The organism is Adhaeribacter arboris, from assembly GCF_003023845.1.
Classification (GTDB): Bacteria; Bacteroidota; Bacteroidia; order Cytophagales; family Hymenobacteraceae; genus Adhaeribacter; species Adhaeribacter arboris.
The window spans coordinates 2,807,754-2,830,559 of the sequence record NZ_PYFT01000001.1 but is presented as its reverse complement, the minus strand read 5'-3'; the positions used below and the strand labels follow the sequence as shown (position 1 = coordinate 2,830,559).

The following is a 22,806-nucleotide window of genomic DNA, read 5'->3' as shown; positions in this document are numbered from 1 at the left end:
AGAATGTTTGTTTTAGAGAAGAGCGCAAATAATTTTAGAAGCTTATCCCAAATTTTTACTCCTTCTAACTTCAACAAGATTGTTAAGAAGAAGGATAAAGAGTATATGCGTTATTGTGTAAAAAAACACATTAATTCTTCTAAACCAGAATCTTACAATTCTATTATTAAATATCTTTATAATGAACTTCATTTTGAATATAGAAGTGAGTATTTCTACAAAAATGCACTTCTCAATAAGCTATTATTAGGAAAATACAGTTTAAATACTACTACAGTTTTAAATGAATTTCGAATAGGAGGATCTATCGCCGACTTTATCCTACTAAATGGTGAAGCACGTATTTTTGAAATTAAAACTGATTTGGATAGCTTAACAAAGCTTGATAAGCAAGTTTCTGATTATAAAGAATTTGCTAATAAAGTTTATATAGTCTCTTGTTCAAAACATGCCAATAAGCTGTTAAATAAGTATAGAGACACAGAAATTGGCATTATAGAGTTTACTAAAAATATGAGCCTTAAAACGCTTAAGGAAGCCGAATCAAATACAGATAATTTTAACCACGTTACTATATTTAAAACTCTTCGTAAGCAGGAATATCTAAATTTAATCAAGAATCATTTTGGTGAAATTCCGAATGTGCCAGGTACTAAGATCTTTAGAGAATGCTTATCTATGGCAAAATTGATTAACATCAATGATTTTCAAGTACTGGCCTTTAATCAGTTGAAAGACAGGAAAATAAGATGTCCTAATTTATTGAAATCAGAGTTTACCCCATATGAATTGAAGCATATCTGCTACTCGATGGACTATTCGGAAAATGAATATGCAGAATTATTTAACTTCCTAAAAGAAATGATTTAATATGTATTTTCCTTACCTCCGAGGCAAGCAGTTTGAACTAATTGCTCTTAGAGAGATTTGTGATATCATGGCTGCTAATGATAGCAAAGTTTCTCCAATTATTGAACCAGTAAAAGATTCTCCTACCTTAAAAAAAACCTTAATTGAGTTAAGCCGAGAGAATATTAATTATAATGTTATCATTAATCCAGGTGTAGGTGATTTAGTTAAATCGTCCGGTAACATTCTTAATTTGTTGAAAAAGGACTTAGCTGGATATACTAACTATCAAGCTGCCATTATAATAGATGGAAGCAAAGATGTAAAATACTATGCTAACTTAGTTAATAACCAAGATTTTCAACAATTATCATGCTCAGGAATAACGCTGATTCATATTGCTGGCCGTGAGGACATTACAAACATTTTAAAGTATATTCAACATTATAGTGAATTGCCTATTATTAATAATGTAGTTCATTTAGGAAAAACTAATCGCCGGTACTACCGAAATTTTGAATCCACTACTTTAGTTACATTAGACGACTTCTTCTGTTGTCAACAAAAAAATGCTGATTATTTATCTATTGATGACAGTGAATTTTCGGAAGAACATCTCTTTTATAAACAAGATGGTTTTAAAGGATTTTCAGATTTCTTGACCATTGGTGATATATACTCAGATGGAGGTTTTTTACCTTATGCTATTGCTATTCATTTATCCTATATCACCCGGCAAAATAAAATCCGTGTAAAACATTTTGTTTCGGATTCTAACATGGATACTACTGATATAGGAGGCAAATTTGAAGAAGCTTTAAATAAATTAATTTATTGGTGTAATACTAGTACTCTAGATACTAGGGCAATTTCCGAATTTAAAGAGTTACATAATAATGGCCATTTTCCCGGATTAGGAAGCATTAAAAAGCTTTCGGTTATGAATCACATTGAATTAGTCCTTAGTTTGATCTAGAATGAATTGTTGCTCAGAATGCTTTACGAGTCCACATTTAAAAGGTATTATAAATAGTTTTGCTACAATTGGAGACTGCGATTATTGCTATTCTAAGCAAGTATCCATTTATAATCCTTGTGAGTTGAACCCAATCTTCCAAAATATTTTAGGTTTATATGAGGTCAATCCCGAAGTAGGTAGCCCCATTGAAAATAAGATTGAACAAGATTTTACTAATAAAATATTCTCCCAAAAAGTTTCTGATAAACGAAGAGAATTATTACAAGAGATAGTTGCTGATGATTATGTTAGTTATCAAGAATTGTTTGAAAATCCAGTAGTGTTAAGTTGTACTATTAATGCCAGCAACGATGATAAAGTAAAACCACTACAAATTACATGGGAAAGATTTGAAGAAGAGATTAAATCAGTAAATCGTTTCCACCTTCAAAATCTTTTAGATTTAGATAGGCTAAAATCTTTATTGCTTCCATACAAATATATAGTTTCTAAGGGCCGTAAATTCTTTCGGGCAAGAATATCTTCTAAAATTGGTTTTAGTACTTCAGAAATGGGACATCCGCCTGCTGATAAAACAAAGCCTGGCAGGGCTAATCCCTTAGGTATATCTTATTTATATTTAGCAGATCAAGTCACTACAACTATTTATGAAGCACGTGCTTCATTATTTGATTATGTAACTATTGGAGAGTTTAGACTTAAAGAGGATATTAAAGTTATAAATTTAAGAGGAAATTTTTATGATCCTATTACTTGGGCGGATGGCGAACAGCAGCAGGAATTAGAAAATATTCTGATTCATTTACCTTTTATTTCTAAATTAGAATCCACATTGTCAAAGCCTAGACGCAGGGATGACAATGAACTAGATTATTTACCTACTCAATATTTGTCTGAATACATTAAATCTATTGGTTATGATGGAGTAATGTTTCAAAGCTCACTTTATTCTAAAGGCTATAATCTAGCTATCTTTAATCCTGAAAAATTTGAATGCATCAAAGTTAATGTCTTCGAAATAGACAATATAGAATTCAAGTATACAATGCTAATTACATAGGTTAATTTATCTATTTGATTTTTATTCTGTTCAATCAAAACAACGAAATCTAATTAATTTGTTGCTTTTTACAATTTGTGGAAAACATAGCTAAGGTTAAATACTTAAGCTATGTGTCTGTAAAACGTTCTAGGTTTACTCCAACTTAGTGAGTCAGTAAATAATAAAAAATACTTGAATTTATAGTATATTTGCTGTACATTAGCAGTATATATACTGTTATGGCAACAAGGGAAGATAAAAAATCGATTACTTTAAGAAAGTTTGATCCAGAAAAGAGCATTAAAAGGGCTGAACGCATTAAAAATGCTATATCTACAAAGACGAAACGTGTTAAATGGAGTATTAATGTTCCAGGACATGAAAATGAATACGTTTGGGATACGCAAATGGATCGACTAGCCCTTATCAGAACAGGATTGCCTTATGAATCAATTGATGTTATTAGTAAGAAGGCTGATTTACCCGTTAAGAAAATGCTGCAATTAATCGGACTAGCTCAAACTACATACAATAAACGAAAGAGAGATAATGAATTTTTAAGTGGAAGGGATAGTGAATTAATCCTAATTCTTACAGAATTATTAGGATTCGGGTTAGAAGTTTTTAATAATGAAAATGAAAAATTTCAGCGTTGGTTGAAAAAACCAAATGCTTCTTTAGGGAATGCTACTCCAGAAAGCTTATTCGATTCGTTGACAGGAATTCAAGAAGTGAGGAATAGTTTGAATAGGCTTGAATATGGAAATATGGCGTAATGAGGGTATTTAGAATTGAGAGGGAAAGATATCTTGACACTACATTATCTGGAATTGGAGCAGCATTAACGGAAGGTTATCGATGGAATAGTCTTAACACTTATCTAGTATATACGGCAGAGTCACGTGCACTAGCAACTTTAGAGGTTTCTGTTCATCTGGATTTAAGTGAAGACTTGCCGACTGATCGACACTATGTTGAAATAGACATACCAGATGATGTTGAAATATTAGAATTAAGTATAGAAGATTTACCTGATAATTGGGATGCTAAGCCACCAATTCTTAGTACTCAATTAATAGGTGATGATTTTGTCCAGGAGAAAAGTGCCGCTGTTCTTAAAGTACCAAGTAGTATTGTTCCTCCTGAATTCAATTACTTAATAAATCCTAATCATCCTGAGGCAGCAAGAATAAAAGTAATCTCCAACGCTCAATTAACATTTGATAAAAGGTTTAAACATATTAAGAAAAAGTAATTTTAGAAGTTGTAGTAATTGTTAGTGTGTAGAAATTCATCTTAAATCAATTATTATATTTAACATAATAATAGTTATTAGGACCGCTTCTAACAAAAGAAACTAGAGAGATTAACAATTTTATGTTCGAACAAGCGAACTTCCCTTAGATTTTTTACTCTACCACTATTCGCTTGGTGATCACGCTATCTTTAAAAACTAATTGCAGCAGATAAATGCCCCGAGGTTTGTCTTTCAAACTTATTACTTGCCGAAACGCTCCGTGTACTTTAGAATAATCTCTCTCCAACATTTTCGCCCCTCTTGCATCCAGGAGCAGCAGCTTTATGGTAGTGGCTTTTGGCAACGATAGCTCAATATTTAAATCGGATTTGGTTGGGTTGGGATAAGTTACCAGCTTAGAAGTCAACTCACTTTCCGCCATTCCAGTGCAGGTGCTAACGGTTATAGGCTGCCAAACCGTGGTAGAGCACCCCCCTTTACCCGTGTAAGTATAGGCGATCAAGTGTTGTTCAATAGAATCTACCGGCGTAAATAGCCCATTCTCTACTCCAGCTCCGCTATATACTCCCCCTGCTGGCTGACCACCGGTTAAAACATAATCCTGAACGGTCCGGCACACCGTTCCGAATGGAGCTAGTGTAACAGCGGGTCCCTTTGTTATAATTATAGTCTTTGTATCTGCAACGGTACAACTACCTTGGGTGATACTATAAGTCAATTCATGACTACCTTCGCCGGCACTAGCTGGGTTAAAGTACCCACCAGCAGTTACTCCCTTGCCGGACCATTGCCCCCCAGCAGGAACACCCCCTTTTAATATATATCCTAGCGTACTTATACAAATAGTTTCATTTGGCCCGGCATTGGCTGTTGGGGCTGAATTGATAATAGCTTCTATAGCAACTCTGGAGCTTTCACATCCTTCCGGAGTAACAACAGAAACATAATAGTTGGTGGTTGAGGTAAGAGAAGGGGTTACAAAAGTACTACCTGTTTCCCCTGCAATGGGTGTAGCGCCAGTAGCAGTTGTATACCATCGTAAACTACTTGTTGGTGGTACGTTAATAGCGTTGAAGGTAACCCGGCCCGGTCCACATATGGGACTTGTGGCAATTGTAGGACGAACGGGAGTGCTGGCTTCAACCGGCAAAGAACGGACTAAACTAGAACTGCAATAATTATAAGCAGCTACCTTAACCATTCCCGTTCCCGTACCTACTTGAACATTTATTTTAGAAGTGTTTTGTCCGGATATTACTGTCCAATTAGCAGGAACTTCCCACTTATAACCTAATTCCTGATTCATCTTTGGAACTTCATACGTTACTACTAAGCCAGTGCATGGTTTTACTATGGATGCCGAAATAGAAGCGGGAGTATCTGGAAGAGGATTAACCGTTATTAAAACAGGGACCCGTTCACTTTCACAGCCACTGGGAAACAAAATAGATACATAAAAAGTGGTAGTAGTATTAATTGCAGGGGTATAGAATCTTGACTCTGAACTTGAAAAATCTCTACTGCTCTTCCAGATCGGGTTGGTACCATTAGCAGAAGAATACCATTGATAAGTAGTATTGGAAGGCGCCCCTGATGCCACAATAGTAGTAGTGGCGTCTTTACAAACGGCGGTAGCATAGCTCCAAACGTGGGGTGGAAAAACTTCTGTCAAAACAATAGGCAACCTCTTGGTAACCGGAATATTACACTCCTTACTAACCGCGGTAACCGCCACTTCTCCGTTTGATGTACCCGTGGTTACGGTTATTTTGTTTGTTCCTTGTCCGCCGGTAATAATCCAATCTCCGGGGACAGTCCAAGAAAAAGAAGTAAATCCAGAGTCTGAAGAAGCGGTATAAACGACACCTACCGTTCCGGGGCAAAGATCCGTTTTACTTGCTCTGATGGTAATTTCGGAAAGCGCCATAATATTTATATCAGTCCCGTTATCCGTTCCGGTTATTGCCGGAGTAGCACTTACCACTTTAATCCTATATCCATTGCCAGCAAGAGAGTAAGCCACCGGGATAGTGACCGGAATAGGGCTGGTTAAGCCTCTACCAATTATGCGCGCATTTTCAAAGGAACCTTTGGAATCTGATAATAGAACAATGTAGGACTGGCAATCCCCAGGCTTATTAGCTACTGAGAAGGGTACATTTAAAGTAGAACCAGCACATACAGTATTAGTACTTAGTTTGCTGGTTACAAGGGTGGGCAGTGCGCCATTCCCCGGACTTAGCTTAGCCAAGAAATAACTTCCTATTTGTGGTTTTATAAGGGTAATGGTTTGGCACCCGAAAGTGATGGGGGTATAAGTTCCCCCTTTGTCTAAACTTCCTGCTATATAGATATTTTGCTTTTCATCTACACTTATCCCACCACTAGAAATTTGCCAAAATTCACTAGCTATTGCTTGCTCTGCCCATATTACTTGACCATTTACATCATATTTAACTACAAAAGCAGCATATTCCTGATCAGTAATGGCCAGTTGTTTTGTGCCAAAATTAGCTAAGTTGGTAAAGCTACCAGTAGTATAAATTGACCCTTGAGTGTCGGTGGTAATTCCAGATACTTCTCCTCCAGTTTCTGTTACCCAAAGCAAAGCTCCGGTTTCATCATATTTAGCCAGAAAATTATTTGACTTTCCAATGTTCGAGAGAGTTACATTATCGAACTTGGTGTATAGATTAAATTCTCCAGCCAGGTACACTTTATCATTTTTGTCAATAGTAATAAGTCTACTAGTAGTATGAGAATAAGAGCTTGTTTCCTGACCTATAAATTTTGCCCATTGCACCTGGCCATCCGGAGTGAACTTGGCAAGAAAGGAGTTGGTAAATTCTATTTTACTTGTTAGAATATAAGGTCCAATTTCTAAAGTTCCTTTGCTAAAAGAGCCGGTTGCATATAGGTTTCCTTTACTGTCGGTAACTAAATCGGTATTTCTGTATCCTTTTATACTACTACCCGTGAGAGATTTGCCCCAAACTACTTTTCCATCTATGGTGTATTTCACTAAAAAATAGTCCAATTTATTGCCGTTGTTGGTCAATGAAGTTTCATTAAAGGTAGCAACCGTACGGAAAGTACCAGAAATATAAACTTCTCCATTTGGAGCTGCTGTAATAGCGGTAACACTATTATTTGGTCCCTCAATTTTATTGGCCCAGGCTACTTCTCCTTCGGAGTTAAGTTTAGCGACAAAGTAAGAAATACCTTCAGCACTTTCATCTTCTACTAAGGTTTTGGTGCCTATAGTCATTTGGGAGCTGAACCAACCAGTTATATAAATGTTTCCATTCGCATCTACTGCAAAATCAGAAACATAATCGTGCAAATCGCCTCCTATTTGTTTCACCCATAAGACTTGGCCATTATTACTATATTTAACTAAAAATATTTGATCATGGCCCACATATCCGGGAACATTCAAAGTAGTTGAACCAAAGGTGATGGAGTTTGAAAAAGAACCTACCAAATATATATTACCCTTGGCATCGGTTCCAGTACCATATCCAGAAGCAGATCCTATATTCCCTTCATATTTAACGGAGTTCCACTTAAAAATACTTCCTGCGGTAGGTATCGGCTCTACTTTTACAAGAACAGAGGCGGTACTAGTGCACCCGTCTTTGGTGCCCGTAACTATATACGTGGTAGTAACTGTAGGTGTAGCTACAGGATTAGCACTATTAGCATTATCAAGTCCGATGGTGGGTGACCAAACATACGTATCTGCTCCTGAAGCATATAAAGTGGTAGAGGAACCGGCCGAAATAGTCCTGGCAGCAACTGAGGCTGTAACAGTAGGTGGATTGTTTATGGTTAAATTTGCACCATTATCTTTTACTATCCCCTTGGGAGAAGAAGCGACGACTCTTATTCTATATCTAGTTCCTAGGTAGGCATCAGTTGGTATCCTAACTGTAATAGGGCTTGTAGTGCCACTGCCGATGTTGGTTGGATTATCAAAATACCCAGCATAGTCGGAAAGTTGAACGGTAAATGTATTATCGGCACCAAAACGACCGGTGGTGGTAAAAGGAACTTCCATTACTGTACCTAGACACATAGAACTCCGGTTCAAAGCCCCTACCGTAATTGTTGGAACTGGCTCCTGGTTATAGCTGATGGAATTTAATTTCCCAATGACAACTTCACCAGAAAGAGCAGAGGTTCCAAAGGTAGCAGGCCCTTCAAAATCACCCGTAAAGTAAATTTTTCCATTGGTATTTACTTCCAAATCCTTTGGATAATCTGTTCCCGAACCTCCAGCTTGTATGGCTCCGGTTATATTGCCGGAAATATCATATTTGGCAAAATAGGTATCAAAGCCACCTTGAGCTATCAGGGTAGCATTTTCAAGGGAAAGAGAGCCTTTGAAATAGCCGGTAGTAACGACATTACCGCTGGCGTCTAAATCTATACTTATGCCTATTGCATCTCCAGAACCTTGATGTTTTTTTATCCAAATAAGGCCACCCGTGGTACTAAACTTAGCTATACAAATATTTTTGCCTACACTACCGGTAATGGTAGCTGAACCAAATTGGGCTGTCCCGGTAAAAAAACCTATTATATAACTATTTCCGTTATTATCAACGGTTATTCCAGAAGCTACATCACTACCTGCCCCCCCGGCCTGCTTGGCCCATAAAGCATTACCGGCCGCATCATATTTCGCTAGGAAAATTTCTCCCGGAGAGGTTATAGGGTCGTTTTTATAAAGAATAGTAGACCCAAATACAGCCGTATGCCAAAATTGCCCCGTTAAATACAAATTCCCGTTAGTATCCGTAGTAAGTCCGTGAGTTAAGCATGTTCCTAGACCACCCGCCATCTTTACCCAAACCAAATCTCCTTGGGAATTATATTTGTTGATAAACACCTGTTCATCTTTGGTAGCCTGGATAGAAGTAGATCCGAAAGTAGCGGATTCAAAGAAAGAACCCGTTACATAGGTGTTGCCACTAAGATCAACGGTTAAATTCCGGCCTTTTACGTCTCCTGCGGAACTAAAACTTTGCTTTGCCCATAATACGTTGCCATTGGCATCTAACTTAGCCACAAAAAGACTTCTATCATTTGGACTAGTAAGCGTATAGGAGCCAAAAGAGGTTGTTCCTTTAAAGTTACCCGTAATAAAAAGGTTGCCACTAGCATCGGCGAATAAGTCTTCCCCTTCTACAATTGAAGTTCCTCCAAACTGCTTGGCCCACTTTAATAACCCATTAGTATCATATTTGATGAGGAATACTTCTCCGTTGGGGGAGCCTTGTAATTCTAAACCTTCCAGGCGAAAAGTTTGGGCAAAGTTTCCTAAGACATAGCTATTTCCATTAGCATCCGTGGCAATGCGTTTACTTTCACTATAATCAGGTCCACCTACACCGCGCACCCACTGCCAGTCCTGGCTGAGTGCTGAAAAAGAAATGAATAAAAGAAGAGAAAGAAGTAAAGGTTTCTGCATGCAAATTGTTTAAAAACAAGAAAAATTCAGCGTTTTAAGCAGAAATTAGGTAGTATTAAGATCAATTCTATTTTTCTGAAACACTGAAAGCCCCCCATTTGTGATGGTTTTTAGTGTCTAAGAAAAATTATGCCAGTTTAGTATTTTTTTATAAATATAATGTTCTATATATTTAGATACTTTACTTTATAGATAATTACTCGGTTAATAAGGAAAGTAGTACTAACCAAATTATTTTCTAACTGTCAAAATAGCTATTGAGGACACCTGGCTTGAAGGAAACAGATAGGAGAAGATATCATCTCAACTTAGATAAACTTGGCATATTTCAGCTTATTTGAATAGTCTGTCTAGTCCTGAAATAAGTTGACAAAAAAGTCAACGAAAATGAAGGACAAAGCATTAAGAGAACGTATTGTAGCAGAGTATCTCACCTCCGGGCAGAGCTATCGCGAAGTGGCCGATAGATGTGGGGTTGATTACCGTAGCCTGCACCGTTGGGTAAAAGAGTACCAAGGGCGCATGAAAAAACCACACAAACTCAGAAGAGCCAGGCTGTTGCGGGAGTTACCCACAGACAAGCTGCCGACCGATGTCGAGACCCTGCAATCGGAGCTACGCAAAGCCAGACTCTACAACCAGGCCCTGCAGGAGGCGATCCTTATTGCCGAGAAGGAACTCGGAACTCCCATCTTAAAAAAGTCTGGTACCAAGCAATCCTGAGAGTAGAGCAAAGAACGCCCTTCCAAGCAGTTGGAGTGCTTTGCCGCTTGTTTGGTTACAGTAGACAGGCGTACTACCAGCATCTCAAAACCAGGCAGCAGCAAGCGCTGCAAGAGGACTTGCTTGTGCAAGAAGTATTACGAATCCGTCGCACGCAGAAGCGGCTGGGGGCGCGCAAGCTGCTGGTGATGATGTCACCTTTTATGGCTGCTCATGGCATTGAAATAGGCCGAGACGCTTTCTTTGAACTTCTGCGTGGGCACGTTCTGCTAGTCAGGAAGCGAAGGTGCTCTAAGCCCAAGACTACTTTCTCCGGTCACTGGCTGCACAAGTACGAGAACCTGACTGTGGATTTTGTACCCAAGGCTGCCGGGCAGCTATGGGTGAGCGACATCACCTACATTCACCTGGAGGAAGGTTTTGCCTACCTGAGCCTGATTACCGATGCTTACAGCCGCAAGATCGTCGGGTTCTTTCTCAGTGAAGATCTTTCTGCTATGGGATGCATCCGGGCTCTGGAGATGGCCCTTGCTAACTGCCCCTGGCAAGATTATCTGATCCATCACTCGGATAGGGGTATTCAGTACTGCAGCCAAGGGTATGTTAGGCTGCTGCAGGAGCGGCGCATTGCTATCTCCATGACCCAGAGCGGCGACCCGCTGGAGAATGCGCTGGCCGAGCGGGTGAACGGTGTCCTCAAGCAGGAGCTCCTGGAGACAGTGTACCCGGACTTGGCGGCGGCTCAGCTCGCCGTGGCCACGGCAGGACCGGCGAGCTGAAGAGACACTGGAAAAACTATTATACAACCAAGAAGGGAAAGGAGGTGCCCATGCAGTAAGATGCAGGCCAAGAAGGCTTGCCGTTGCCAGAACCCTTTACCTAGGGTGACGGTATAAGGTGTAAAGGGCTGACCGGATTAAGAAACAGCTGTCAACCTGGTATAGGATTAACAATGTAAACTGTCAACTTTTTTCAGGACGAGTCAGCTTGAATGAGAAACTTAAAAAATGACGGTAATGGTAGTGCCTTGATCCAGGGTACTATTTACCTGTATTTGCCCATTGCCATATTCCACCATCTTTTTGACGATGTACAACCCTAAACCACTACCTTCAACATGGTTATGAAAACGCTTAAATAAAGTAAATACTTTATCTTGTTGGTCTTCAGCAATACCCAAACCATTATCGGTAACAGAAAAGTGGATTTTTCCTTCTACCTGAAGCAATGCGACTAGTACTACCGGCGTTCTAACCGGAGAACGATATTTAAGAGCGTTATTTAAAAGATTATACAGGATGCTTCGAAAGTATTTCCGAGGATAGTGGAGCATAACGTTTTCTGCTGCATTTACTTCTATTTTTGCCTGGGATTCGTCAATAAGCTGTTGCAAGTCCCATTTCACAGTTTCCACCAACTCTAATAGGGGTATTTCTTCGGCGGTTTCCTGCTCTTTACTTGTATCGGCTTCAATAATGGTGGTTAAATCTTGAATTGTCGTATAAAAACTCTTTAAGGAAGATTTCATTAATCCAATGATTTGGTTAATCTCAGCCCGATTTAAGTTTTCTTGCTCCATCGAATACGAAAGGACTTCTACCAAGCTTTCAATATTAGTAATGGGGGATTTTAGATCATGGGCTGCCGTATACACGATGGAATCCAGATCGTTATTAGCTTTCGTTAGGACGGTATTTTTATTTTGTAACTCAACGGTGGCGCAGTAACTCCGTTCTAGTAAATCCTGACTTTGTAGATGAAAGGATAACATTTCGGCAAACATGGTAAAAGTATCTACAACCTTCTGGTTGTTTAACGCCGCCGGTTTGGAATGAATGGCACAAAGGGTACCGAAAAAAGTGCCATTTTTTAAAATAATAGGAAAGGAGATATAGCTTTGTAAGCCGTAAATCTGCGGGGTATGGTGATGCTTATACGCTGAATCTAGCGCCACATTATCAATAATAATCGGCCGGCGGTGATCTTGTATTTCGTTGCAGAGGGTACTGGTAATCGGTAATTCTTCCCCGGCTTTTAATCCAAACTGCACTTCATCCCGCACACTGCAGGCGATCCACTTATTTGGAGTTACCCGAGCTACCGCCGCAAACCCCATCCCGGTTACTTGGCAAATAAACTCGAGCATGTTCGGCACAAAAGAAATATTCTGGATTGCTTCCAGATCTTGTAATAAGTTGTTATTCGAAGAAATCATGTAGAATAATAGTAAATTACTAAAAACAACAACCTATGAGGATAGATAGTTAGCTCTATTAATCAGGGTAGTGGAACATAAAACTCAATTCTGATGGAATAAGGGTTGAGGCTTTAGAGACTTACCTAGAAATAACAAAGTTAAAGGTTTTTATACATTTTTGTTTATCAGTCCCAATGTTTTAAGGCATTTTTAGATCTTGCTATAACCAACAAAATCAAGTGCATTAGATTTTGTCTTTAAAATAGTATAAAAGTCAGAAAATCACCTTATTCAACATAATTATTGTTATCAGAAAAATCGCCTTGATAGCGTTTGAAGCAGGACTTTATTAAGCACTTTTTCTGGTACTTTAACCGGAAAACCAATAATCCCTCTTTTCCCTATCCCGCTTCCGTTCCATCAGAAGGATAGGCTGTTGCTGGCAGCAAGGCCAAACGGTGCTCCTCCCCTACCACTCGCCCAATCTACTGCCTTATCCGGCTAATTATAGTAAATGCAAAGAAGGGGTAAACTAAGGTTCGTTAAAACAGAGCTTTTCTTCCTTCGGCTAAATGGCTTTTTAGCCGAAGCACCCTTATCTTGAACTCTCCCTGAATTTGCACGTACCTTTCTCTATGGAACTGGAAGAGTTTCATCGAAATCCCCAGAATAAGCGACTACGTCTGGTAAGCCGATACGGCCTATTCTTGTTATCCCGCTTAAGAGGCATTTACCTGGTATCCCTTTACGATATGGGTGTTTTTTTACCGAAATCTGGTATAACCGGCAAACCGACAAGGTAGAATTAGTACGCGGTTTTAAAAACATGACTCATTTAACTCCTTACCTAGAGGCGGTAGATATTTCCGAATTAACTGGGGAGTAATCGAGCAAGAAGGTTGGTTCCATTGAGTGCCGATCGGCTCCGGCCCGCTGATAAGGGGGGTTGAGCGGGGAAGGCGTAATCAATCGCTATGGCTACCTACCACCCATTTTAAAGCCTCCAGGAAGGTTTCATTTTTTTTAATCTGCTTTTGGTTTTCCAGCATGACTCCCATGGCTTGCTGATCAATTTCTTCTTGCGCCACAATTTTCTGGTCTTTCTTGGCTAAAAGCTTATTTTGTTCTTCTAACTCCTGGATTCTGGCTAAAACTTCTGGTTCGGTTTTCATAATAGGCTATGTAAGAGGGGCTAAGTAATATCGGATATGTCTACTAAGTTCCAGTAAGGCTCCAGGCAAGTTACACTTTTAAAGCCGCGTACTCCCTGAATTTCGTTATCGACTACCCGGTACCAGATTTCGGCAAAGAAAGGACCCATGTGGTAGAGACAAAGGGTACAACCGCCGCTTACCCGATCCGCCAGAAACGTTCCTCGTTGCCAGACCAGAGCGGCCCGCTGCGGGTTAGTAGCCCGGTTGAAATCACCTAATTCCATGATGGGTGGACAAACTAACTTTAGAATAAATTCCCTTACGGCTGATTAAAAAACTTTCTTAAAAGCTGAATGGCTTTCCGGGCGCGGGTTTTTACCGTACCGAGTGGAATAGCCATCTGCTCAGCAATTTCGGCCTGCGAAAAACCCTCAAAATACATTAAGTCGATAATCGTTTTTTGTTCCCCCCTTAAGTGGTAGGTGAGCTCGCGCAGGCCGATATGGGCGGGTTCAAAAGAAGAACGGTTCTCCGGAATAGGAAGATGCTTTATTTCTAAAGATTGGTTTTTTAATCCTTTCCGGTAAGCCCGAGAACGAATCGTATCAATGGCTTGGTTCCGGGCAATGTTGACCATCCAAGTGAATAAGCGGCCTTTTTCTGCCTCGTAGCGCGCAAAACTATGCCAGATCTTAAAGAAACTTTCTTGCAAGACATCCTCGGCTAATGCTTGACTTTTCACTATCCGGAAGATAACGCCGTACAGAGCTGGTGAATACGAATCATATAACAAGACCAGGCCTTTTTCTTCTTGGTGTTGCAGATAATAGATGATCGTGGCCTCTAACGTGATGGTTGTTTCAGTATCCTCACCTAGATAAGGAGAAGCAGAGGATGTCGGGGAAAGAGTAGCGTTTGTTGCCAAGGGTAGTAGTAGTTAGAAAAATGGGTTTGAAAGCAATAACTCGTAATGATTCTAACAACCGGATGAAGAGTAGAGTAACGGCTTTAACCGCAGGGTATAGAACCGGAAAAAGAAGCAGTATACCTAGTACGTTCCGCAATAGAAAAGTTTCAGGATGAGCAAGTAAATATTTAAATATACTAATTTTTCTGGTTGTTTGAATTCGTCGTAGAAGGACTTCCTTCATTCCAAGGATTTACCTAGACCTTCTGCAGACCGGCAAATTGTTGCCCATGATATTTGTAATAAAACGGTGAAAAGAGAGAGTTGCTGCAAACGGTTGGCGGGTTGAATTACGTAAGTAATCCTAAAACGGAAGTACTTCTTACCCTTATCAACTATGAAAAATAATAATTCCTTGAATTTTCTTGTTACTGGGACTTGGCAGCTTGGCCTGTACCTGGCGCTGGGCTGTTCGCTTGTCAGCTGTAATACCAATCAGAAAGAAACTACGGGTAATGCAACCGCTACTACCGCGGATTCTTTAGCGAGCACTGCTGACTCCAGCCGAACGGCCGCCCTGAATTTAGTGCCGAAAGAACCGAAACCCACTTGGGCCCCCGAGATAACGCCTCCCATGCAAGTGGTACTCGAACAACTAGCTAGTTATAAAACCCCACCCTTGCCCACTTTATCCGCTCCAGAAGCTCGCCAGCAACCTAGCCCTACCACGGCCGTGCTCGACGTCATGCAAAAAAACAATATCCCCATGCCTCCGGCACCGGTAGATACCACCGGCAAAAGCATTCCGGTAGCGGGTGGTTCGATCCATGCCCGGGTGTATACCCCCAAATCAGGAGCAGGTCCTTTTCCGGTGATTGTTTATTACCACGGCGGGGGCTGGGTGATTGCTAATTTAGACACTTATAACGCCTCCGCGCAAGGATTGGCCGAGCAGGTCGGCGCGGTAGTAGTATCGGTGGCTTACCGGCAAGCGCCCGAGCATAAATTTCCAACGGCCCATAATGACTCTTATGCCGCTTACCAATGGGTACTGAAGAATGCCGCTTCGCTCCAAGGCGATCCCAAACGGGTGGCCGTGGTAGGCGAAAGTGCCGGAGGTAATCTGGCGGCCGCCGTTAGTATGATGGCCAAACAAAAAGGGGCTATGGTACCCCTCTACCAGGTCCTGGTCTATCCCATTGCGGGCTCTGATACCCAAACAAAATCTTATCAACAATATGCGAGCGCGAAACCCTTGGATAAACCCCTGATGGAATGGTTCTTTAAGCAATATCTCCGGAGCCCCGCGGATGGCAATAATCCTATGATCACCTTAACCAAAGCACCGGATCTAAAGAGCATGCCTCCCACCACGATCATTAACGCGCAGCTGGATCCTCTGCTGTCCGAAGGAGAAATGCTGGCGGATAAATTAAAAACGGCGGGTGTAGCCGTCAATCAAAAAACCTTTTCGGGCGTTACACACGAGTTTTTTGGCATGGCCACCGTTTTACCCGAAGCCAAAGAAGCGCAGGCAATGGCGGCAGCGGATTTAAAGAAAGCTTTCACTAAATAGAGGCGCGGAATAGGAGAACCTTGTTAGGTAATCACTCTAAAGTAATTGGTTGCCAGAGAGGGGGCTTTCTGTCCCCTCTTTTTGCAAGCCCTAAATCGAAGAGGCATTTTAAAATCGTCTGAAATCGTGTTTTTGTTACTGGCCGCCTATACTTATACTTGGCCGAGACATTTATAAAAAACTGGGGATTCAGTAATTTATCCATAAACCTTTATCTAAATTACTGGCTGCTTACGCTAAGGATTGGGCCGATGATTCTACTCAGAACCACTAATAACGCTGAATATTAATTGGGTGTAATATAATACCATCAGGAACATTTATGCTCGGAAATAAAATTATGAATGATAGTAGCCTATTGTCAAACACCTAACCTTTTCCTATAATCTCGCTCTTTCCAAAGTTGTTTTAGGGATAATGGCTAGCTATAATCTCCGCATTCTGTCTTTTTACCAGACAGCTGGCCCATCTATTTCCGCACGGTCACATATAGGATAAGGCCTAGCTTAAGCAGGTTTCCCATTTTCTCGAATTTACAGCTGTTCTATTGCTGATTATAGCCGTTTTTACCCTCTTATCCTTGCCCAATAAGTTCAATTATGTAAAGTAGTTCTAAACCCTTCCCTCCCTCCTGGGAAAAAAGGTTGCTTTAAACAAATTTCTGCTAATACTTAAATTAGTAAAGAGAAGACCTGTATTCTTGACAAAAAGTAACTATTTTTAATGCACCTTCCCGCAGCGGAGAGTAGGAGACCTTTCATGACTAGCAACACCATTTCGGAAGTCAGTACCAACGGGCAGGGCAGTAAAGTCTTGTATTCTACTGTTCAGCAATTCGAACATACTGGCTGTGCCACGGCTGTCATCCTCAATTATGTGCTCACTGGAACCGAACATTATTCGCTCGAGAACAAGACCCTTCCCGTGCGGGCTAAGCAGTATTTAATCATTAACCAAGCCCAATCTTTTCACGTCTCCATTCCTTACAGCAAGGCTCCGGTGACCGCTTTTGGTATTTATTTATCGGAAGCTTTACTGGCCGATGTTGCCCGAAATTACCAGCTTCCGGAAACACAACTCCTAGACAATCCCTTTGAATCCGCTAAAAGCAACTTTGCTTTTTTTGAAGGTGTTTATACCCATGATTCTTTACAGTCGGCTCTCCATAACCTGGAAATAGGCTTAAATACCGCTAAAAGCCGGTTGCATCTTCCCTGTCAGGAGCTTTACCTCCAGCTAGCGCAGGAGCTTTTACTGGCTCATAGCTACCTAACCAAGAAAGCCTTCAACCTTCCGGCCAAAAAAACCTCCGTTAAAAAGGAGCTCTTTAAGCGGGTGCAAGCGGCTAAGTTTTTGCTGGATGAGGCTCCGGAAAACCTAAAAATCTCGCAACTGGCCGCCACCGTCGCTTTATCCGAGTTTCACTTTTTTCGGACCTTTAAACACGCCTTCGGGAAGAGTCCCCATCTGTATCAAACCCAAAAAAGGTTAGAGAAGGCCGCGACATTCTTGCAACACGAATCCTGGTCCGTGGGCGAGATTGCGCTGGCCGTGGGTTTTGCGGATATCTATAGCTTTAGTAAAGCCTTTAAGAACTACTATCATTTATCCCCTTTGCTGTATCGTCAGCAATTTAGCAGGATTGGATAAATACTTTCCTTTAACAAAGTGGCATTTTTGGGGACACAACAACCAGAAAGATGCCCCTTACAGGAACCTTACTCGCCACATTCCCCTATTCCTTTCCCCTGGTGAACCGAAACTTAAAACCAATAATCTAGGGGAGCTATGCTGTACTTTTCTCATCCGTTGTGGAAGGTATTGATACCGCTTTTAACCATTGCGCTGGTTTCCTTTATTTCCCAGAAAAAACTGCATTATTCCTGGCAAGGCGACTTTTTATTCGTCCCGCCCCCTTATAAGATGCTCCTGTTCTGGATTCTGGTTTTTGGGAGTTATATGCTCGGCACGGATTACTTCTGGCACTGGCGGGGAGACTGGGACTTTTCCGCCTGGCAACAACAACCCGTATTTACTTCTATTGCTCGCGTCTTCGCCGTGGTTATGGCGGGCCCGGTTGCGGAGGAAATGCTATTTAGAGGGTTGTTATTGACCCGACTTAAACGAACGGGGCTTAATCCATGGATGAGCTTATTACTAGTTACCAGTGCTTGGGCCGGGATTCATGTGGAGTATTCTTGGGGGATAATCTTTTTAATTTTTGGCAATGGTCTGCTGCTGGGTCTGTCGTTGTACTCTTCCCGTTCCTTACTGGTTCCCATTCTCCTGCACATTATTTGGAACGGTTACGCGGTTTGGTAAGATTATTTTAGGGCAAATTAGTAGGTTGTAGGGGTAAAGAAATCCTTAACTGCCGACTAAATCCAGTGCCTGATAACCAGTGTTATTTTTAATAGAGTGGTTGAAAGAACCTGAAAGGTAAATAAATTCTCAACGTAAAGTAACTTTGTTATTAATTGTTCTTAAGGGCAAAATGTAAAAACTACAAAACCAGTTTTACAGATAACGTCCAGAAAACCGGAAAAAGAAACGACTGATTAAGTTTTCTTACAACAACGCCTCATCGGCAAAACTAAAGTAGGTATCCTGGGGAGTAATAATAAGATGATCTAGTACTTTGATACCGAACAGTTCGCCCGCTTTCTTAAGCTGCTCGGTAAGTTTCTTGTCCGCCTCCGAAGGCGTTCGTGCTCCCGAAGGATGATTGTGCGAGAGAATGATGCCCGTACTCAGCCCTTTAAGGGCCACGGCCATAATCAGCCGAATGTCGGCTACGGTAGCCGTGATACCGCCGCTAAATCCTTTGTATACGCCCAGTACCTTGTTGGCATTGTTGAGGTAAAGAATGAGCAACTCCTCCCGGATGGCCAGGTAGTCGGCATCGTAATGTTCCTTTAGTATTTGGTAGGCATCATCCGAACTAGTAATGACGGGCTCCCCCTCTCTTTTTAGTTTGGATTTGTATTGCAGGCGGATTTCCCGCACGGTATTTATCTTCTTGTCCATGGTCTTAAAGAAAAAAGCCCACCCTAACTTACGTCGGGTGGGCGGTGTATAAGTTAATTTAAATAAGAAGTAAGTTAGTTCAGAAACCAGCTGGCATTTCCTCCATCTAGGGCCTGCTGCACTTGCGTGGTAAAATCCAGCGCGTTTACCGACCGATCCAGAAACTGGTCAATGTAAGTCGATTTGTTCACGCCGGTAAACAGGTTATAAAGCCGCCACAGGTTGATGGTACCATCTTCCTGCCGGCAGAAGCTTTCGTCCCGGTAGTAGTCCTTGCACACGGTACCCAGTTGGGTATCCCCGTACAACAAAGCGGGAATCTGCTTTCTAGCTTCGGCCGGTAAATACGAATACATGCGGCATCTACCTAAAAGCTGGGCAAATTGCGGCTCGGTAAGGGAGTATTCGGTTAAGCTTTGCAGCTGTTTTAAGTGCCGAAGCTGATCATAACTATCCAGCAGCCGGTAAATACCCGTTCTAAGCTGCTCTAGGCTCGTCACCTTTAAATCACTCATATACCCATCGGTTTGGACACAGAGGTTCGTGCAAACCATATTCTGAAAGCCGATGAAGAGCTTAAAGTGTTCCTGAGCTCCTTTCTTATTGTAGAGGTTGTCGAGGTTATAAGCTTTTACCCCGCCTACTAGCAAGGATAAGGTATTGCCATCGATCACATCCATCACGGTAGGTATTTCCAAACAGAACATCATCCGTTCGTAGTAGATGGTGCGCTCGGAGTCCAATAGCAGACTAGCGGGTTTGTCTTTCGCTTCCGGGATGCGGCCTTTAATGGGGTGGGATACTCTCACTTGTGGCCGGAGGATCTGCTCGCCCCGGAAAGTGTCGGTAACGGCCTCCACCACGGTTTGGATGAAATCCCACTGGCTAATCAGCGGCTCATTGTCTTTGACAAAGACGGGTATCAAGTGATGGTGCTGGATTTCGGGTAAGCTTACCGGCAGGGTATTGGCTTCAATAAACGCCCTAGAACTGGAAGCTGGCTCCAGTTCTAGGGTAGCGTGCATCCGACGGGTTGGATAAGAGTTAATGGGAAGGATGGTGTTTTCCATTTTGGTTTAAGTTAGAAGTAATTAAATGATTTTGGGTGAGGGTACTTTTGATCAGGGCCAGCTTTTGCCGCTGGTACTCAGGCTTGAGATACCCTTGCTGCTCGGGGTAGCGGTGGTAGAGCTGCTGGAGTTCTTTCAGGGTGGTACACCGGGCAATCTGCTCTCGCACCGTTAAAGGCGGTTCAACCGGGCTGCCTTGCTCGCACCATTGCCGGATGAGTTTACCCGTCTCGGAGGTGAGCAGCTGGGCCGGCTTACCTTGGAACAGACTCGTCCGGTCTTTAGAGGCAGTGGCCTGGTTTCGGGTGTCCAGGTCAAAGACGAGGGTGAACTCATAATCCAGATCATCTCGTTGGATAGACTTTAGTCCTACTTTTTCGGGTACCAGCTTGCCTTGCTTGTCCGAGAGCACGTACTCTTGTTTGGTGCGGGCCGTGGCCATGATGTGGGCCGGGGAGAGGAGCAGAGCTTTGATAAATTGATTGTGGCGCGGAGTGACTTTGCTCCAGTTGGTAAAACTGTTGCCACTCAAGGAAGCGTGGTAATCCAAGAGAAACTGCCACTCAAAGGAAATAGTATCCAGAATGATGACCTGCATGCCGGCGTTTTCACAGACTTGCACCGCTTCCTGGTAGCGTTCCGGGGAAAAAGGCTCCCTTAATGGAAGTACCTGGTAAGCGCCTAGGTGCGCGTAAAGGGAAGCCGAGTAGTGTTCCGTATCAATGACGGCAATTCGGGACCAATCCCCGCATAGTCCATAAGCCAGGAGTAAGGCACTAAAAGTCTTACCCGAGCCCGAGGGTCCTTGTAAGCACAGGCGGATGCGGGCCTGCGTCCGTTTGGCGGGTTGTAGTTGCATAAATAGGTTTAAAGAAGTAAAAGGAGAAAATTGAGAGTATAAGCAGGAGACTAATACCCGGGAGATCGTTTGCTACCTTTGAGCTGGTTAGAGAAGTGATAACCGTTTATTAAGAAGGCTAAAATCTCATATCCTGGTGAAAGGAAAATGGATAAATAAAGGAATGCACCCCTTTCAGGGTGCATTATACCTAAGAGACGGTACTGGGTACGAGTTCGATGATGAAGGAGTCTTCCGTTTCTTCGAAGGAGGGAACGGGAAACTCTTCGCCTTTGCGCGGGCCTTTCTTGATAAGAATACGTTTGGCGTTCTCATCGGCCGCTTCCAGGGTGCAGGTATACTTGCTGTGAATCTTACCCGTAGAAGAAGCCAGCTGCAAGCCCCGGATAGCGCCGATGTTGCCAAGTCGATCCACCCGCTGGATGTCCTCTTCGGTAATCTCGTAAACCTTGCCTTTGCGGGCATTCAACGGTAATAAACCGGCGTTGGCATTGGCCTGGGCTAAGCCCAGGATGGTGGTACTGGAAACGGAAAATTGTTTGGTAGTGGCCATAACAGTTAAATTTAGGTTAAGTTTTAAAATCCGACTGGTATGGGGGGGTAGGGAAAGGTTGGTTGAGCGTCTGAAAAAAATTATATAAAATTTTTTTAAGCGGCTATTGCTAGATGGCGGGAAAACTTTAATTCTGATAATTATACCTGGTAAAGAAAACTTCCCCCACTTAAACTGTTACGATTAAGATAAGCTGAACCAGCAAGGACTTGAATCATCCTCCTGGCCCAGCAGTTCTATAACTAATAATTTGCGACAGTATTCAATAATCAGGAAATTAAAAATTCCCTTTCTCTCCTTAAGGTAAATTGCAACTCAAAACTAAGGTTCTCGGAACCTTAATGATTTGGACCAGAAGATGGAGAGAGGGGAAGAAGTTCTAAATTCATGTTTTTACCCTGGCCAACATGAACCAGCTTAAAAAGACGGTTAATGGGATAGGTAAAGGCGAGAACATCTTGCAAGTCTTCGTTTAAGCCGAAAAAGGATACAATGCTTTTGTTCGCAAACAGAGCATCCCGAAAAATAGATTGCAGCAGTAGAGCGTCTTCGTTCGTTTTTACCTGTGCTACTATATAAAAAGTATTATCTGGTTCAGTAACATATTCTTTAATTTGAAGCATAATGTTCTTGGTTTTTGTATGAACTATTAAAGTGAAGGTGCCGTTTCTTTATTCTTGGAATCCAGAATATGCAGCTCAGAAAGATGGGTTGACTAATAATTGAGTTTTAAGAAGCTGAAAAGAACAACAATATCCAGTAGATGACGGTAGGACTAAGTTTGTAGCTAACCCGTTTAAGCCTTTAATGTAAGTACGTGGCACTTCCGAATTTATAGGCAGTCACCGCTTACCAGCATTTAATGATTTGGGTGAAGGTACCAGTGCCGTTGTCTGGATGTCGACTTAGAAAGCTATTTCTTCCTATAGGAACATACTTATTGTATTAATTCTATTAGTACTTCTTTGTTTTATTATATTCATAACCTTAATTCAATAAATTAATAAAAATACCCGACAAGCTTACATTGTGGTTTTAAAGACTTCTGACCGCATCTTGCTTCCGATATTTAAGCCGACACAAGTCCGACATGGGCCAATCTAACCGACAGATTAGAGTTGGAAAGGGTAAACAGC

General features: G+C 41.8%; 20 protein-coding genes. 10 read left to right on the top strand and 10 right to left on the bottom strand.

The window, feature by feature from the left end:
• Positions 1 to 3: 3 nt before the first annotated feature.
• From AHMF7605_RS11405 to AHMF7605_RS11385, 5 genes are all read left to right on the top strand, one after another.
• Positions 4 to 870: a sce7726 family protein gene (locus AHMF7605_RS11405; protein ID WP_146153570.1), complete on the top strand. Its 867-nt coding sequence runs from the start codon at positions 4 to 6 to the stop codon at positions 868 to 870.
• Position 871: 1 nt separating this feature from the next.
• Positions 872 to 1,825, top strand: a complete 954-nt coding sequence (locus AHMF7605_RS11400; RefSeq protein ID WP_106929392.1) for a sce7725 family protein — start codon at positions 872 to 874, stop codon at positions 1,823 to 1,825.
• Positions 1,826 to 1,949: 124 nt separating this feature from the next.
• The gene (locus tag AHMF7605_RS11395) at positions 1,950 to 2,888 is read left to right on the top strand and encodes an RES family NAD+ phosphorylase (protein ID WP_158267500.1); all 939 of its coding nucleotides are present in this window, start codon (positions 1,950 to 1,952) and stop codon (positions 2,886 to 2,888) included.
• 221 nt (positions 2,889 to 3,109) lie between these two features.
• Positions 3,110 to 3,646: a type II RES/Xre toxin-antitoxin system antitoxin gene (gene parS / locus AHMF7605_RS11390; RefSeq protein ID WP_106929387.1), complete on the top strand. Its 537-nt coding sequence runs from the start codon at positions 3,110 to 3,112 to the stop codon at positions 3,644 to 3,646.
• Positions 3,646 to 4,125, top strand: a complete 480-nt coding sequence (locus AHMF7605_RS11385; protein ID WP_106929384.1) for an RES family NAD+ phosphorylase — start codon at positions 3,646 to 3,648, stop codon at positions 4,123 to 4,125. The genes parS and AHMF7605_RS11385 overlap by 1 nt, the downstream gene beginning before the upstream one ends.
• A gap of 154 nt (positions 4,126 to 4,279) precedes the next feature.
• Here the strand turns inward: AHMF7605_RS11385 and AHMF7605_RS11380 are convergent, their stop codons facing one another.
• Entirely contained in the window at positions 4,280 to 9,604 is a 5,325-nt protein-coding gene (locus tag AHMF7605_RS11380; RefSeq protein ID WP_106929382.1) for an SBBP repeat-containing protein, read from the bottom strand.
• Between the two features lie 387 nt (positions 9,605 to 9,991).
• Here AHMF7605_RS11380 and AHMF7605_RS11375 point away from each other — a divergent pair, with 387 nt between their 5' ends.
• On the top strand, positions 9,992 to 10,327 hold the full coding sequence (locus tag AHMF7605_RS11375; RefSeq protein ID WP_146153569.1) for a transposase: 336 nt from the start codon (positions 9,992 to 9,994) through the stop codon (positions 10,325 to 10,327).
• 35 nt (positions 10,328 to 10,362) lie between these two features.
• Positions 10,363 to 11,106 carry an IS3 family transposase gene (locus AHMF7605_RS11370; RefSeq protein ID WP_233219016.1) on the top strand — a complete coding sequence of 248 codons (744 nt, stop codon included), beginning with the start codon at positions 10,363 to 10,365 and terminating at the stop codon, positions 11,104 to 11,106.
• A gap of 221 nt (positions 11,107 to 11,327) precedes the next feature.
• Here the strand turns inward: AHMF7605_RS11370 and AHMF7605_RS11365 are convergent, their stop codons facing one another.
• The 4 genes from AHMF7605_RS11365 to AHMF7605_RS11350 form a co-directional block, all read right to left on the bottom strand.
• Positions 11,328 to 12,542, bottom strand: a complete 1,215-nt coding sequence (locus tag AHMF7605_RS11365; protein ID WP_106929374.1) for a sensor histidine kinase — start codon at positions 12,540 to 12,542, stop codon at positions 11,328 to 11,330.
• Positions 12,543 to 13,489: 947 nt separating this feature from the next.
• The gene (locus AHMF7605_RS11360) at positions 13,490 to 13,696 is read right to left on the bottom strand and encodes a hypothetical protein (RefSeq protein ID WP_106929372.1); all 207 of its coding nucleotides are present in this window, start codon (positions 13,694 to 13,696) and stop codon (positions 13,490 to 13,492) included.
• 20 nt (positions 13,697 to 13,716) lie between these two features.
• Positions 13,717 to 13,962 (bottom strand): hypothetical protein, encoded by a 246-nt coding sequence (locus tag AHMF7605_RS11355; protein WP_106929370.1) that lies wholly within the window; start codon positions 13,960 to 13,962, stop codon positions 13,717 to 13,719.
• 35 nt (positions 13,963 to 13,997) lie between these two features.
• A complete protein-coding gene (locus AHMF7605_RS11350) occupies positions 13,998 to 14,603 on the bottom strand; it encodes an RNA polymerase sigma factor (protein WP_233219015.1) in 606 nt (201 codons plus the stop codon).
• 379 nt (positions 14,604 to 14,982) lie between these two features.
• On the opposite strand from AHMF7605_RS11350, the gene AHMF7605_RS11345 reads away from it, so the two are divergent.
• The 3 genes from AHMF7605_RS11345 (at position 14,983) to AHMF7605_RS11335 (ending at position 18,483) form a co-directional block, all read left to right on the top strand.
• Positions 14,983 to 16,161, top strand: a complete 1,179-nt coding sequence (locus tag AHMF7605_RS11345) for an alpha/beta hydrolase (RefSeq protein ID WP_106929368.1) — start codon at positions 14,983 to 14,985, stop codon at positions 16,159 to 16,161.
• Positions 16,162 to 16,920: 759 nt separating this feature from the next.
• Entirely contained in the window at positions 16,921 to 17,811 is an 891-nt protein-coding gene (locus AHMF7605_RS11340; protein ID WP_158267499.1) for a helix-turn-helix domain-containing protein, read from the top strand.
• Between the two features lie 138 nt (positions 17,812 to 17,949).
• Entirely contained in the window at positions 17,950 to 18,483 is a 534-nt protein-coding gene (locus AHMF7605_RS11335; protein WP_106929363.1) for a CPBP family intramembrane glutamic endopeptidase, read from the top strand.
• A 246-nt stretch (positions 18,484 to 18,729) separates the two neighbouring features.
• On the opposite strand, the gene AHMF7605_RS11330 is transcribed toward AHMF7605_RS11335, so the two are convergent.
• From AHMF7605_RS11330 to AHMF7605_RS11310, 5 genes are all read right to left on the bottom strand, one after another.
• Positions 18,730 to 19,188, bottom strand: a complete 459-nt coding sequence (locus tag AHMF7605_RS11330; protein ID WP_106929361.1) for a JAB domain-containing protein — start codon at positions 19,186 to 19,188, stop codon at positions 18,730 to 18,732.
• 74 nt (positions 19,189 to 19,262) lie between these two features.
• Complete coding sequence (locus AHMF7605_RS11325; protein WP_106929358.1) at positions 19,263 to 20,258, bottom strand: DUF3871 family protein; 996 nt, start codon at positions 20,256 to 20,258, stop codon at positions 19,263 to 19,265.
• A complete protein-coding gene (locus AHMF7605_RS11320) occupies positions 20,233 to 21,117 on the bottom strand; it encodes an AAA family ATPase (RefSeq protein WP_106929356.1) in 885 nt (294 codons plus the stop codon). The genes AHMF7605_RS11325 and AHMF7605_RS11320 overlap by 26 nt, the downstream gene beginning before the upstream one ends.
• 190 nt (positions 21,118 to 21,307) lie before the next feature.
• The gene (locus tag AHMF7605_RS11315) at positions 21,308 to 21,670 is read right to left on the bottom strand and encodes a hypothetical protein (protein WP_106929354.1); all 363 of its coding nucleotides are present in this window, start codon (positions 21,668 to 21,670) and stop codon (positions 21,308 to 21,310) included.
• A 338-nt stretch (positions 21,671 to 22,008) separates the two neighbouring features.
• Entirely contained in the window at positions 22,009 to 22,293 is a 285-nt protein-coding gene (locus AHMF7605_RS11310; protein WP_106929351.1) for a hypothetical protein, read from the bottom strand.
• Positions 22,294 to 22,806 lie beyond the last annotated feature (513 nt).

Coding starts and splice junctions, on each gene's coding strand:
- AHMF7605_RS11380 (WP_106929382.1), bottom strand. CDS start 9,604: ATGCAGAAACCTTTACTTCTTTCTCTTCTTTTATTCATTTCTTTTTCA.
- AHMF7605_RS11345 (WP_106929368.1), top strand. CDS start 14,983: ATGAAAAATAATAATTCCTTGAATTTTCTTGTTACTGGGACTTGGCAG.
- AHMF7605_RS11360 (WP_106929372.1), bottom strand. CDS start 13,696: ATGAAAACCGAACCAGAAGTTTTAGCCAGAATCCAGGAGTTAGAAGAA.
- parS (WP_106929387.1), top strand. CDS start 3,110: ATGGCAACAAGGGAAGATAAAAAATCGATTACTTTAAGAAAGTTTGAT.
- AHMF7605_RS11365 (WP_106929374.1), bottom strand. CDS start 12,542: ATGATTTCTTCGAATAACAACTTATTACAAGATCTGGAAGCAATCCAG.
- AHMF7605_RS11400 (WP_106929392.1), top strand. CDS start 872: ATGTATTTTCCTTACCTCCGAGGCAAGCAGTTTGAACTAATTGCTCTT.
- AHMF7605_RS11325 (WP_106929358.1), bottom strand. CDS start 20,258: ATGGAAAACACCATCCTTCCCATTAACTCTTATCCAACCCGTCGGATG.
- AHMF7605_RS11315 (WP_106929354.1), bottom strand. CDS start 21,670: ATGGCCACTACCAAACAATTTTCCGTTTCCAGTACCACCATCCTGGGC.
- AHMF7605_RS11385 (WP_106929384.1), top strand. CDS start 3,646: ATGAGGGTATTTAGAATTGAGAGGGAAAGATATCTTGACACTACATTA.
- AHMF7605_RS11355 (WP_106929370.1), bottom strand. CDS start 13,962: ATGGAATTAGGTGATTTCAACCGGGCTACTAACCCGCAGCGGGCCGCT.
- AHMF7605_RS11320 (WP_106929356.1), bottom strand. CDS start 21,117: ATGCAACTACAACCCGCCAAACGGACGCAGGCCCGCATCCGCCTGTGC.
- AHMF7605_RS11375 (WP_146153569.1), top strand. CDS start 9,992: ATGAAGGACAAAGCATTAAGAGAACGTATTGTAGCAGAGTATCTCACC.
- AHMF7605_RS11310 (WP_106929351.1), bottom strand. CDS start 22,293: ATGCTTCAAATTAAAGAATATGTTACTGAACCAGATAATACTTTTTAT.
- AHMF7605_RS11340 (WP_158267499.1), top strand. CDS start 16,921: ATGACTAGCAACACCATTTCGGAAGTCAGTACCAACGGGCAGGGCAGT.
- AHMF7605_RS11330 (WP_106929361.1), bottom strand. CDS start 19,188: ATGGACAAGAAGATAAATACCGTGCGGGAAATCCGCCTGCAATACAAA.
- AHMF7605_RS11335 (WP_106929363.1), top strand. CDS start 17,950: ATGCTGTACTTTTCTCATCCGTTGTGGAAGGTATTGATACCGCTTTTA.
- AHMF7605_RS11405 (WP_146153570.1), top strand. CDS start 4: ATGTTTGTTTTAGAGAAGAGCGCAAATAATTTTAGAAGCTTATCCCAA.